Annotated in this window: 15 protein-coding genes; 1 reads left to right on the top strand and 14 read right to left on the bottom strand. The window is 40.6% G+C overall.

All coding sequences use genetic code 11. The annotated features are described in order from the left end of the window. Nucleotides 1–5: 5 nt before the first annotated feature. The 9 genes from ispE to metG all read right to left on the bottom strand — a co-directional run bounded on the left by ispE (nt 6) and on the right by metG (nt 8,730). Nucleotides 6–875 carry a 4-(cytidine 5'-diphospho)-2-C-methyl-D-erythritol kinase gene (gene ispE, locus NSU11_RS00300; protein ID WP_342493897.1) on the bottom strand — a complete coding sequence of 290 codons (870 nt, stop codon included), beginning with the start codon at nt 873–875 and terminating at the stop codon, nt 6–8. Between the two features lie 146 nt (nt 876–1,021). Next, nucleotides 1,022–1,207 carry a small, acid-soluble spore protein, alpha/beta type gene (locus NSU11_RS00295; protein WP_017366434.1) on the bottom strand — a complete coding sequence of 62 codons (186 nt, stop codon included), beginning with the start codon at nt 1,205–1,207 and terminating at the stop codon, nt 1,022–1,024. Nucleotides 1,208–1,370: 163 nt separating this feature from the next. Continuing rightward, on the bottom strand, nt 1,371–1,628 hold the full coding sequence (locus tag NSU11_RS00290) for a Veg family protein (protein WP_024425637.1): 258 nt from the start codon (nt 1,626–1,628) through the stop codon (nt 1,371–1,373). Nucleotides 1,629–1,841: 213 nt separating this feature from the next. After that, nucleotides 1,842–2,726: a sporulation peptidase YabG gene (yabG, locus tag NSU11_RS00285; protein WP_024427198.1), complete on the bottom strand. Its 885-nt coding sequence runs from the start codon at nt 2,724–2,726 to the stop codon at nt 1,842–1,844. A 114-nt stretch (nt 2,727–2,840) separates the two neighbouring features. Next, nucleotides 2,841–3,719 carry a 16S rRNA (adenine(1518)-N(6)/adenine(1519)-N(6))-dimethyltransferase RsmA gene (gene rsmA / locus NSU11_RS00280; RefSeq protein WP_024425636.1) on the bottom strand — a complete coding sequence of 293 codons (879 nt, stop codon included), beginning with the start codon at nt 3,717–3,719 and terminating at the stop codon, nt 2,841–2,843. Then, entirely contained in the window at nt 3,712–4,272 is a 561-nt protein-coding gene (gene rnmV / locus NSU11_RS00275) for a ribonuclease M5 (protein ID WP_342493745.1), read from the bottom strand. The genes rsmA and rnmV overlap by 8 nt, the downstream gene beginning before the upstream one ends. A 161-nt stretch (nt 4,273–4,433) precedes the next feature. After that, complete coding sequence (locus NSU11_RS00270; RefSeq protein WP_342493744.1) at nt 4,434–5,636, bottom strand: ubiquitin-like domain-containing protein; 1,203 nt, start codon at nt 5,634–5,636, stop codon at nt 4,434–4,436. 244 nt (nt 5,637–5,880) lie between these two features. Continuing rightward, nucleotides 5,881–6,648 carry a TatD family hydrolase gene (locus tag NSU11_RS00265; protein ID WP_342493743.1) on the bottom strand — a complete coding sequence of 256 codons (768 nt, stop codon included), beginning with the start codon at nt 6,646–6,648 and terminating at the stop codon, nt 5,881–5,883. Between the two features lie 81 nt (nt 6,649–6,729). Then, on the bottom strand, nt 6,730–8,730 hold the full coding sequence (gene metG / locus NSU11_RS00260) for a methionine--tRNA ligase (RefSeq protein WP_151040861.1): 2,001 nt from the start codon (nt 8,728–8,730) through the stop codon (nt 6,730–6,732). 514 nt (nt 8,731–9,244) lie between these two features. Here metG and NSU11_RS00255 point away from each other — a divergent pair. Then, nucleotides 9,245–9,535, top strand: coding sequence for an AbrB/MazE/SpoVT family DNA-binding domain-containing protein (locus NSU11_RS00255; RefSeq protein ID WP_087975202.1), 291 nt, complete (start codon nt 9,245–9,247; stop codon nt 9,533–9,535). 45 nt (nt 9,536–9,580) lie between these two features. Here NSU11_RS00255 and rsmI read toward each other — a convergent pair whose 3' ends face one another. From rsmI to NSU11_RS00230, 5 genes are read right to left on the bottom strand one after another with little or no spacing between them, the layout of a single operon-like run. After that, on the bottom strand, nt 9,581–10,462 hold the full coding sequence (gene rsmI / locus NSU11_RS00250; RefSeq protein ID WP_058838216.1) for a 16S rRNA (cytidine(1402)-2'-O)-methyltransferase: 882 nt from the start codon (nt 10,460–10,462) through the stop codon (nt 9,581–9,583). After that, nucleotides 10,437–10,736: a GIY-YIG nuclease family protein gene (locus tag NSU11_RS00245; protein WP_024425631.1), complete on the bottom strand. Its 300-nt coding sequence runs from the start codon at nt 10,734–10,736 to the stop codon at nt 10,437–10,439. Before NSU11_RS00245 ends, rsmI begins: the two co-directional genes overlap by 26 nt. Further along, a complete protein-coding gene (locus NSU11_RS00240) occupies nt 10,723–11,466 on the bottom strand; it encodes a tRNA1(Val) (adenine(37)-N6)-methyltransferase (RefSeq protein WP_024427205.1) in 744 nt (247 codons plus the stop codon). Before NSU11_RS00240 ends, NSU11_RS00245 begins: the two co-directional genes overlap by 14 nt. Nucleotides 11,467–11,521: 55 nt before the next feature. Beyond that, the gene (yabA, locus tag NSU11_RS00235; RefSeq protein WP_024425629.1) at nt 11,522–11,875 is read right to left on the bottom strand and encodes a DNA replication initiation control protein YabA; all 354 of its coding nucleotides are present in this window, start codon (nt 11,873–11,875) and stop codon (nt 11,522–11,524) included. Between the two features lie 14 nt (nt 11,876–11,889). Next, the gene (locus tag NSU11_RS00230; RefSeq protein WP_024425628.1) at nt 11,890–12,717 is read right to left on the bottom strand and encodes a stage 0 sporulation family protein; all 828 of its coding nucleotides are present in this window, start codon (nt 12,715–12,717) and stop codon (nt 11,890–11,892) included. Nucleotide 12,718: the final 1 nt, after the last annotated feature.

The following is a 12,718-nucleotide window of genomic DNA, read 5'->3' as shown; positions in this document are numbered from 1 at the left end:
CGGATTTAATCAAGGGCATTTTGTTCGCCGATCATGCGGACAGCGTATACTTGATCACAAAATCCTCTCAGTCCGTTATATATTCTTTGTACCTTCGATTCATATTGAATCAAGCCAAATACCGTTGGGCCGCTTCCACTCATTAATACAGCATCAGCACCGAAACGCTTCATCTGTCTTTTGATCATATCTACTTCTGGATACATCTTTAATGTCACTGACTCCAGAACGTTACCGAGTGAGCCGCACATCTCTTTATAATCTTTCGCTTCAATGGCTTCAATCATACGCTGTACATTTGGGTGTTCTACTTTGCTTGCGTCATATTGTCTATAAACTTCAGCTGTAGATACCCCAATCACCGGCTTCGCTAAAATCACCCAGCAATGCGGCGGTGTCGCGATATGATTCAGTTTTTCTCCACGTCCTGTCGCTAGTGCTGTGCCTCCGTGTACACAAAAAGACACATCTGAGCCGATCTCCGCTCCAAGCTCAGCCAGTTCATCTAACGTGAGATTCAACTTCCACAAACGGTTTAAACCGCGAAGCGCTGCTGCAGCATCACTGCTGCCTCCAGCTAAACCTGCTGCAACAGGGATTGCTTTTGTGATGACAATCGATACTCCTTTTTGAATACCGAACCTTGTTTTGAGTAATTTAGCCGCCTGATAAGCCAGGTTACGCTGATCATCTGGCACAAATCGATTATGAGATGATACACGGATTTCGTCTTTGTCCAGCTCCGTCAGCTCAAGTCGATCTGCAAGGTCTATTGTTGTCATCACCATCTCTACTTCGTGATATCCATCCGGTCTTTTTCCATGGACATCAAGTGAGAGATTAATTTTTGCCGGTGCTTTTTCTAAAATACGCAAACATTTCACCTACTTCTCCATCTAAACATAAGTATCAATATTGTATCACATTTGATGGATCTGATGAATATTGGCTTTCACGCCCAGCACACTGACTTTTTCAACAAAAAAAGCCAGAGACACCTGAGGTATCCCTGACCATTTTTCTATCGTTGATTCTCTTCCTGAGCCATGTGCTGCTGAGCTAATTCGATGGCACGTTTGACCATATTCCCTGCGTCACGCGCACGAATTTCTCCCCAGCCTCCATTTTTGACGGTATCATAAAATCCAAGATCCTTCGCCAGCTCGTATTTGAACTCATCTGACATAATGCCTCGGCGTCTACCCAAACGAAACAGCCCCTTTAGTCGAGAATTCGAATCAGTGCCACTGCTTTTGTGGCTTTCTTATTTTGTATCGAATCCTTTCTTTTACCCCTTTCAAAAAATGGACAGACTCCCATTCAGAAAAAAAGGCAAAACAAAAAGCAGTAAACAAGAAGTTCACTGCCCATTAATAGGCGACTGAGCTAGCGGCATCATCGAACGTTAATTCGACCGTCTCAGTCAGTATATCTGCATAACTGTAAGAAACTCTTTCAAACGAATTCTCATCTTGATCTAATTGAATCACAAATACAGAAGGGTACGTTTCAGCTAAAATGCCCGAACGCTCAATTGTTTTACGGCGGCCTCCGTTAGCCTTTAACGTCAAACGTTTACCTAAGTTACCATCAAGCGATCTTTTGATGTCGGACAAAGTCTTCGCCATTGCATCCACCTCACTGAGATAATTATACAACAACGGCCCATTTTTGTCAAATAAAAATTAAATTATATCAACCAACACGAGCCATTGTCAACAAAATAATTTTGACAAACTTCTACCTTTTCTCCTCCCTATTTTTCTCAAATTCCGGTGAATTATGTATCCGTTTGAAATTTCTTTTTACACATAAAAAAAACCAGACTGAAATCAGTCGGGTTATGTCGATTCATGGTCTTTTTTATATGGCATACCTACCCTTAAAACACCCTTCGTCTCGATGCCTCCAAGGCCTTTTTCTCTTGTTAATGTATTACGAAGCACATCCCACACGTTGATTCGATCTACAAATGGAGTGAAGCTGATCTTCGCAACTATATAGACGGGATCGAGCGCATGGATGTTCACACGTGAAGGTGAGCTTGCAAAATTGGCACCTGCTTGGATCAATGATTCGAAATGAGATTGACAGGCGCCTGCAAAGATCACAAGCTGATCTAAATGAGGAATTTTCTTTCTTGCTTTTTGAACCGTCTCAACGAAATGACGAGAATGGCGATAGGCACCGATATCATTTACGCCGCCCTTTTGCTTGGAATACGCATCATGCCCTGTAATGACCAAAATATCAGGCCGATATTGATCAAGTAACGAATCGATCACGCTTGGCATTTTCTTCTCATGACAATGCACTCCATATACAGGCACACCAATTCGTTCATATACATCTAAGCATTTCTTTAAGTATGAAGCATCTCCATCTAAATGAAGGACCTTTCCAGGCATGTGAAAATACTGCTCCTGATGCTGATATTGTCCAGAAGTATAATACTCTTGTTTTTCACGCAGCAGCTGATAATCCTGTCTTAGTAAGTCGAGCGATTCGTTAATTTTCCGTTCGTCGTCCTTCTCCCTTGTCAGCTGCTCCTCTTTTTGAATTAAGACGAGATCCGACATCTTAGCATCAGCAATCAGCCTTACTTCATTCCCATGCAATATGGCAGTGGCTTCGTGCTGATCTGTCTCATCAATTCGAATGATTCGAAACATAATATCCATTTGATAGGATGCCCTCGTCACCATATCTCCTATTTGAAATTGCATGCTGTTCACTCCACAATCAGGCTCATATCCTGTTGGTATCGTCTTTCATATGTGCTGTTCTTTCTAGCCTATGCCCGAACAGTTGAAGTGGTGAAAAACAAAAGAAAAAAGCCCTTACGAAAGGGCTTTTTGTAAAACATTCGACAAACGGGCAAATTCCTCAATGGATAATGATTCTCCGCGGCGCTTTCCATCAATATCTGCTGTTTGAAGTGCTTCTTCAATGATGGCTTTATGTTTTTTTCCATCAGGTAGATTATTCATCAAATTATTCAACAATGTTTTCCGGCGCTGGCCAAAGCTCGCTCGAATCAATTGAAAGAAAAACGCATCATTTTCTACTGAAACAGCAGGCGTTTCACGAACAGTCAGCTTAATCACAGCCGAATCAACATTTGGCTGAGGAACAAAAACCGTTTTAGGCACAACCATCACCGTTTTTGCTTCCGTATAAAATTGAACTGCGATAGACAGTGAATTGTATTCCTTAGATGAAGGGACAGCTGCCATACGATCTGCTACTTCTTTTTGCAGCATGACCACAATCCCTTTCAATGGAAGGTTTTCTTCAAGCAATTTCATAATAATCGGTGTTGTCACGTAATATGGAAGGTTGGCTACGACCATCACTTCTTTACAGTCAGCAAAATTTTCCTCGATGACCTTTCTCACATCCGCCTTTAATACGTCTTGATGAATGATCGTGACATTATCATATGGAGAAAGCGTATCGTTTAAAATAGGCAATAAACGCTGATCGATTTCAAAAGCGGTGACTTTCTTTGCACGTTTAGCGAGCTGCTCTGTCAATGCGCCGATACCAGGCCCAATTTCAATGACGCCGGTCTCATCTGTAACCTCCGCGTGATCGACAATGCGATCTAAAATATTTGTATCAATTAAGAAGTTCTGCCCTAAGCTCTTTTTAAAAGAGAAACCGTACTTCTTTAGTATTTCCTTCGTTCTGACGGGTGTCGCAATATCTTTATTCATCGGCTTCCTCCTGCATGACGGTCTTTAAGGCCGCAATAAAATCATGTTTGGTTATTTGGAACATGTGAAGGCGCTTTCGCAGCTGCTTCGCATTGGTATATCCTATATTTAAAAGCACTCCTAGTCGTTCGCGGCGGCGTTTCGATGCTTCGCCACCGATAAGGCCTGCGTCAAATAAGTCGTCTAATGTAATGTCACTTTCCGATTCTTCCATTTCTTCATGGACATGGGCAAGACATTCCCGAATACTGTCCAAGGAAGCATGCTCGACACCAATTCCTTTATCCCGCTTCGCCTTCGCAAGATGTTTTGGCAAAAAAGCGTGCTTACAGCCAGGAACTGCCTCTGCAATGGTTTTACGGATCTTCTCACCAGGAAAATCAGGATCTGTTAAAATAATGACCCCTCTCGTCTCCTGCGCAAGACGCACTTGTTGAATGACTGTATCGCCAATGGCGGATCCGTTTGTTTCGATCGTATCTGCATCAACCGCCATCTTCACCCTGGCAGTGTCATCACGACCCTCCACCACAATGATTTCTTTGATTTTCATGTATTCCTCCGCTTGCAAAAACAATCTACATTTTTTGGTTAAAAAAACGAAACCTTTCATGCTGCTTTTGCGTCTAATTAATTAGAAAACAGTGCTTCTATTATAACCAAAAAAACAGAGGGTGCGCAAAGCCCTCTGTTCATATAAATGATTTGATGTGTTTATTTGAGTACTCTAATTTTCACTCGTTTATTTCCCCATTGATAAGCTGCCGACTTACTTGGGACGAACACATCAATTTTATTCCCTTTTATAGCAGATCCAGTGTCTGATGCAACGGCATATCCATAGCCTTCCACATACACTTTTGAGCCCAGCGGAATGACACTCGGATCAACTGCTATGACCTTTGCACCCGGATTTGCTTTTAAATTAAAGCCTGTAGACGTTCTGCCCGTACATCCAGCACAGCTCGCTGTATAGGCTGTTGACGCCACATAAAATTCTTTTCCTGACGATTCATTGCTTCGTGAAACCGCAGGGGACGCTGTAGGCTCCTTTTTGGCCACTTGTGTACCAATAGCCACTAATCGGTCCTTACTATCTTTTTCGGTCACTTCTTTAATCAATTCTTTAGACACCACTTTGCCGTTTTCTTTCACAATGGCATAGTGCTTCTTCAATTTACCTTCTTCACCTTTTTTAAGTACCTTCTCTTTCCCTTTTTCAAGAGAATGATCCTTTTTATGTTTGGTATCAAAAGCAATTTTCTCTTCCACTACATCGGTGACTTTTTCCACCCGAGTGATCTTTATATCTGCGCTCTTTTTAGAAAGGTTACTATGTAACGCAGGCTTGATCTTATCGTGCTTCTTGAGCTTTAGCTCTTGTTGCTTTAAAAAGTCAGCGACCGTAGTCGAAGTGGTCCACACTTTTTTATCTTTTCCTCCATCATTTAAGCTGACCTGAAAGGCCTGCTGAACCACAAGAGTCATATCCTTTGTTAACTTGTCATTCTTTCCAGGAGTTACTTGATCGTGCTTCCCAATATCTATCTTCTCATTCTTCAATAATGCTCCAACCGTCTGATCTGTTGTCCATATCGTTTTCTCTTTCCCGTCTAGGGTCAGATGAACCGGTATAGCCGCATCATACACAATGTTCATGTTGTCTTGAATCTTTGTATTTAGACTTGGAGAGATATGATCCTCCGCCTTGGTCCTTATGCCAAGGTCTGAAAGCAGCTGAGCTACTGTCTCTTCATGTGTACGAATTGTCTTCTCTTTACCATTGATTGAAATGGTAATGGACTGCTTAGTGAGCTCATGCGCACCGTAAGCCGTTCCAGTTCCAGCTAAAAGCAAGCAAACAACTAGTAATAAAACCTTGCCTTTTCCTAGCTTCACAGAAAACAGATTTTTCATTTTTTGTACGATGAAAAACGCCTCCTTCTCCTCGGAGAGATTATATAGAGTATCTCAAAACCTGTCAACCCTTCCACCCACTGTACAAAAATGCTCGATTGTAAACCTATTATGGGAGATTTATGGAAGGAAGGGAAGAAAGACTTATCGACAACTTATCCTATGAGGAGGCGCAAACGTGTAGAACTTTTTCGTTATGTTTCACAATTGGACAAGCTTAAACAAGGATTGACATCATATACTGTCAGTTTATACGGAAAACTTTTTTTGCATTTTTTGTTGTCAATTCAGCAAGCTCTTCAAAGCTGATTTCTCTCAGCTCCGCAATCTGTTCTGCAATATATTTGACATAGCTTGGCTCATTACGTTTCCCTCTAAATGGCACTGGCGTTAAGTATGGGCAGTCTGTTTCAATCAAAAGTTTGTCACTCGGTATCTCCTTTACAACTTCCTTTGGCTTTTTGGCATTTTTAAATGTCACGGGTCCACCGAATGAAATATAAAAGTTCATCTCCATACACGTTTTTGCAGTTTCTAGACTGCCAGTAAAGCAGTGCATAATACCTCCAACTTCAGCTGCTCCCTCTTCCTTTAAAATCGTCACGACATCTTCCGTTGCGTCACGATTATGAATAACGATTGGAAGCTTCACTTCCTTCGCAAGAGCAATTTGGCGTCTAAAGACTTCCTTTTGCACATCTTTTGGCGACTTGTCCCAATAGTAATCCAGACCCATTTCACCAATCGCAACCACTTTTTCGTGTTGAGATAAATCTTTGATCCAAGCCAAATCCTCATCTGTCATATCAATAGCATCGACTGGATGCCAGCCGATAGCTGCATATATGAAATCATACTCTTCAATCAATTCCATCGCTCTCGTAATTGTTGGGCGGTCAAACCCTACCACCACGATTTTCTCAACTTTTTCGCTTTTCGCTCTTTCGATCACCTGTTCTAAGTCTTCATTGTATTGTTCTGCATTCAAGTGGGCATGTGTATCAAATAACATGGTTGATTGCTCCTTTCGACAATTCTGCTAAAAAACAAAGGGTGTTCGACGAAATGTTACACGTGGAACACCTTTGTTGATTTATAAAATTTTTGTTCCATTTGCTAGAGTTTGATCTACTTCAAGAACCTGCAATTTCCCGCCTGTTTCTCCAGTTAAAATCATTCCCTGGGAAATTTCCCCTCTGAGTTTAACTGGGGTAAGATTTGCTACGCAAACGAGCTTTTTCCCTACTAATTCTTCTGGTTGATAGTGCTTGGCAATCCCAGAGACGATTTGTCTTTTTTCAAATCCAAAATCAAGCTGAAGCTTTAAAAGACGATCCGCTTTTTTCACTGGGGCTGCTTCCAATACCTGTGCAACTCGAAGATCAACTTTTGAGAAATCTTCAAATGCAATTTCTGCTCCCAGCTCAGGTAATTCCGTTTCTTCGATTTCCACTTTCTCTTCTTCTACCTTAGGTGCACTTCCCTGCATTTTTTCTTTAATGTAGGCTACTTCTTCTTCAACCTCTAAACGCGGGAACAAAGGCTCTCCCTTTTGTACCGTTGCTTGTTGAATCGCACCAAATGATAGGATACTATCCCAGCTTTTGAGCTTATCTTCTTCAATTCCAAGCTGGAAGAAGATTTTCTCAGGTGTTTTCGTTAGGAACGGCGTTAAGAGTACTGCAGTGATTCGAAGTGATTCTGCTAAATGATACATAACAGAATGCAATTCTTTTCGTTTTGTTTCATCCTTTGCCAGCACCCACGGAGCTGTTTGATCAATATATTTATTGGTTCTGCTGATTAATGTCCAAACATTTGAAAGAGCCACAGAGAATTCAAGATTTTCCATCGCTTCTTCATAGGCTTTGACTGTTTGTTCAGCTACCGCTTTCAGCTCTTCATCAAACTCATTAACAGGACCTTTATAGCTGCTTAATGTGCCGTCAAAATATTTTTGGACCATTGCAACTGTACGATTAAGCAAGTTACCTAAATCATTGGCAAGGTCATAGTTTACACGTTCCACGAATCCTTCTGGTGTAAATACACCATCTGCACCAAATGGTACTTCACGAAGCAGGTAATAACGAAGGGCATCGAGACCATAGCGATCAATTAATGTGACTGGATCTACCACATTCCCTTTTGATTTAGACATTTTGCCATCTTTCATGAGCAGCCAGCCGTGTGCGAAAATTTGTTTCGGCAGAGGCAGATCTAATGCCATCAGCATAATCGGCCAATAAATCGTATGGAAGCGTACAATTTCTTTTCCTACGAGATGTACGTTGGCAGGCCAATATTTTTTATATTTTTCATCTTGATCTGTTCCATAGCCAATCGCAGTTAAATAGTTGAATAACGCATCAATCCATACATAAATGACGTGTTTTGGATTGTTAGGAACTTTAATTCCCCAATCAAAGGTTGTTCTTGATACTGCTAAATCCTCTAAACCTGGTTTAATAAAGTTATTAATCATTTCATTCTTTCTTGATTCAGGCTGAATAAACGATGGATTTTTTTCGTAATAATCGAGCAAACGGTCCGCATACTTACTCATACGGAAGAAATATGATTCCTCTTTAATTAATTCAACAGGGTGGCCGCTGTCAGGACTTTTCCCGCCAATGACTTCCCCTTTCTCATTACGCTCAACATCAACAAGCTGTGTTTCCGTATAGAATGTCTCATCAGGAATACTGTACCAGCCCTCATATTGATCTAAATAAATATCGCCTTGATCAAGCAACTTTTGGAAGACCTGCTCAATGATTTTCGTATGTCTTTTTTCTGTTGTACGGATGAAGTCATCATTCGAAATGTCGAGTTTCTTCCATAATGATTTAATGTCTTCAACGACTGGATCTAAATACTCGATCGGTGTGATATTTTGTTCTTCAGCTTTTTGCTGAATTTTTTGTCCGTGCTCATCTGTACCTGTTAAATACATTACATCATAGCCTTGAAGACGTTTATAACGAGCCATAGCATCTCCTGCTACTGTCGTATAAGCATGTCCAATATGTAATTTTCCGCTCGGATAGTAAATAGGTGTTGTCAGATAAAACGTTTTTTTCTTTTCCGGCATGTCGGAACCTCCTGCGTGTGTGTAAATGTCAAAAACTCCCGCCCAATGGACGAGAGCGGTTATGAAATCATTAAAATGTGCATTTCTTAATTATTTGTTGCGCTTGTACTTTCTCTATGATACCATCTTAGCCTTTAAGATCAAGCATATATACATAGAACGAGATGAAATGATCGAAAAAGATGAGTTTTTCGAAAAAAACGACAAACCCGTCGACATTTTGTCGAATATTGTCGTATGAAATCTATTTCCAGATTTACAATTGGCTAATTTAGGGCAAAAGTCTTGTTAATCTGATCTCGTCATTTCTTATATTTTCATAGAAAAAGCCTACAAAATCCTTATACAGCAGTAGTTTCAAGGTCTTTTGACTTTAAGAGTCATATTTTACAAACAATAGTAAACAAAATGATTGACGATTTATGGAAACCTTGTTATGCTAGGAATGTAAGGAATTTGTCGAATAATGACGAAGATAATATTATTTTAAGAATAAGAACTTTTTGGGAGGAGAATGAAGATGAAATCTACAGGTATTGTACGTAAAGTTGACGAATTAGGACGCGTGGTGATTCCAATCGAACTTCGCCGTACGCTAGGAATCGCTGAAAAAGACGCTTTGGAAATTTATGTTGATGATGAAAAAATTATCTTAAAAAAATATAAACCAAACATGACTTGCCAAGTAACAGGTGAAGTATCAGACGATAACCTTAAACTTGCTAATGGTAAATTAGTTCTTAGCCGTGAAGGTGCAGAGCAAATCATTAACGAAATCCAAAACCAACTTCAATCACAAAAATAAGGTTCATATAAAAAAGGTTCTTGCACCGTTTGCAAGAACCTTTCTTTATTGTTCAATATGATAAGCATCGTATATCGTGCGCTTTGGTACACCACGTTCGACAGCTGTACGTTTAATGGCTTCCTTCGACGTTAATCCTTCCTCTATGTAATGGATCACATGTTCTTTTTCAGATAAGGACGTCCACCAAGCTTCTTCATTCAGCTCTTCTTCAGCTTGATCATTTCCTTGTACCACAAGACAGAACTCACCTCGAATTTGATTCTCCGCAGCCCATGTCAGCACAGATTCTAAATCCCCACGAATAAACTCTTCGAATTTTTTCGTCAGTTCTCTCGTAATGGCGATGTTCCGATTCCCCCACACTTCCTTCATTAAAGTCAGCGTTTCTTTTAACCGATGTGGCGCTTCATAGAAAATGATCGTTTCTTGACGTTTCTTCAAGGCTTCAAGCTGCTTTTTCTTTTCTTTTTTCTGACGGTCGAGAAAACCATAAAAGAAAAATGGCTGAGGCGCGATTCCTGATGCAATAAGTGCTGTTAGTGCAGCATTTGCGCCAGGTAACGGAATGACATAGCCTCCGATGCTAGTAAAATCTCGAACCACTTCAGCCCCTGGATCTGAAATCGTTGGTAAACCGGCATCACTCACAAGTGCGATACTTTTCCCTTCTTTTAGCCATTCGATTAACTTGTGGCCGCTGCTGTCTTTGTTATGTTCATGATAACTCGTTAAGGGTGTATCAATTTCGTATACATGACAAAGCTTTTTCGTTTGCCTTGTATCTTCTGCGGCAATATAGTCTACATCTTTTAATGTTTGTATCGCTCGGAACGTCATATCTTCTAGATTTCCGATCGGGGTTGGGACAAGATAAAGAATACCCATATCAGATTGACCATCAAAGCTTTTCTGTGTCTTTTTCATGTGCCGCCTCCTTTTCCATTCGCATTTCTTCTATATAAATATCTTTCTTTTTCCGCGTCCACGTTTTGAAACGATATTCTTGCTGCATGGCTTCTCTTTTGGTTGCAAAACATTCATGATAAAAAAGCTCAACCGGCCGTCTCGCTCTTGTATACTTTGCTCCCTTTCCACTATTATGGGTTATCAGTCTTTTTTGTAAATCATTTGTATAACCCGCATACAGGCTGCCATCTGCACATTTTAATACATAGAAATAATGATTATGCTTCTCCATACAGTATCGTCCTGATTTCATCTGTATACTCCTGATCTTCCCCATAAACAAAAAGAGGCGGAAGAATTTTCAGATCTGGTTTTCCATCTTTTATGCCCTCTACCAAGATGGTATTGGCTTCTTTCCCTTGTTTGGGATAAACAAATTGAATTCGTTTCGGCTCAATTCGGTATTTTTTCATTAATTCAACAATCTCAAGCAGCCTTCCTGGTCGATGAACCATCGCCAGTTTCCCCCCTTGCTTTAACAGCGTGGAAGAAACACGAATAACATCTTCTAATGTACAATGAATTTCATGCCGTGCAATCGCCAAATATTCATTTTCATTGATTTCATCCTTAGAGGGTGTTTTAAAATATGGCGGGTTACATGTAATTACATCAACTTTATGGTTACCGTAGCGTTCCGGCATATCATTCAAATCACCATGAATCAATTCGATCTGGTGCGCAAGTTGATTATACTCCACACTTCTTTTTGCCATATCAAACAGCCGTTCTTGGATTTCAACCCCCGTAATCGAGGCCTTAGAACGAGTTGAAAGCAGTAATGGCACGATGCCATTTCCGGTACAAAGATCAATGATCTCTCCTTTTTGGATTGGCACATACGCAAATTTAGCTAATAACACTGCGTCCAATGAAAAGGCAAACACAGTTTTACTTTGAATAATCTTCATATCTTCGGCGAGCAGGTAATCTAACCGTTCATCTTCTCTTAACGAAACCATGATGTATCCTTTCTTTTCCTGTGAAAAAGGCTCCCGATTCAGCGGAAGCCTTTTCTCATTTTTTATTTAAAAATGACAGACAGAACAAACAGTCTCCCTCTTTACGAATGCTCCCATAATGTACATTACAAATATGGAAGCCCTCCTGATATAACCGGGCCAGGTTATCATGACCTTCTCCTATATCAGAATGACTTGGCTTCTGGGCAGAATCATTCTCTGCCTCAGACGATTTGTCTCGATCGGACTGATCCAGACGTTCACGCAAGTGCTGATTCTCCATCTGCAGCTGGTGATTTTCTTCAATCACTTCACCGATATGATTTTTCAAATCACCTAACTGGCGATAAAGAGAACCGATTTGTTCTTCTAAATTAATCACCGTATCAAATAGTTCCTTTTTATCCAAGGTGGCACACCTCGTTACTCAGTTGTTTGTGCAGATACAACGCCTTCTTGTAATAATTCTTCCCATGTATATTCTATCACTTTTTCTTGCCCGGTTAATTCAACTTGCAAAATTCGTTCTAAAATATTGAGCCCTACTACCTTTGCAGAGCCATTTGACGTCTGAATCGTTTCGCCGATATCCGGTAATTGTTCTTTCGCTGTTTCATACTCATCATTCTCATATTTCAAGCAGCACATCAAACGGCCGCAAAGTCCTGAAATTTTTGTAGGATTTAACGACAGGTTTTGATCCTTTGCCATCTTAATAGACACTGGTTCAAAGTCTCCTAAGAATGTCGAACAGCAAAGCATTCGCCCGCAAGGACCAATTCCGCCAAGCATTTTTGCCTCGTCTCTTACACCAATCTGGCGAAGTTCAATTCTCGTCTTGAAGATTGATGCAAGGTCCTTCACTAGCTCACGGAAATCGACTCTGCCATCCGCTGTGAAGTAGAAGATGACCTTGTTTCGGTCAAATGTAAATTCAACATCAACCAGTTTCATTTCTAGCCCATGTTCACTTACCTTTTGAAGACATGTATCAAAGGCTGTCATCGCTGCTTCTTTGTTTTCTTCAACGATGAGCCGGTCTCTTTCGTCTGCTACACGAATGACTTTACGCAGAGGGAGAACCACATCGTGTTCATCTACTTTTTTGTTAGCGATGACCACTTGTCCGTACTCAACCCCTCTGACCGTTTCTACAATGACACAACTATCATTTTCTATATGAAATCCATTAGGATCGAAATAATAGATTTTGCCCGCTTTTTTAAAGCGAACACCAATTACGTTGTACAAG

This window comes from Bacillus sp. FSL R5-0712, from assembly GCF_038593285.1.
GTDB classification, from domain to species: Bacteria; Bacillota; Bacilli; order Bacillales; family Bacillaceae; genus Bacillus; species Bacillus safensis.
The sequence above is the reverse complement of the archived record's forward strand: the minus strand, read 5'-3'. Positions and strand labels throughout refer to the sequence as shown.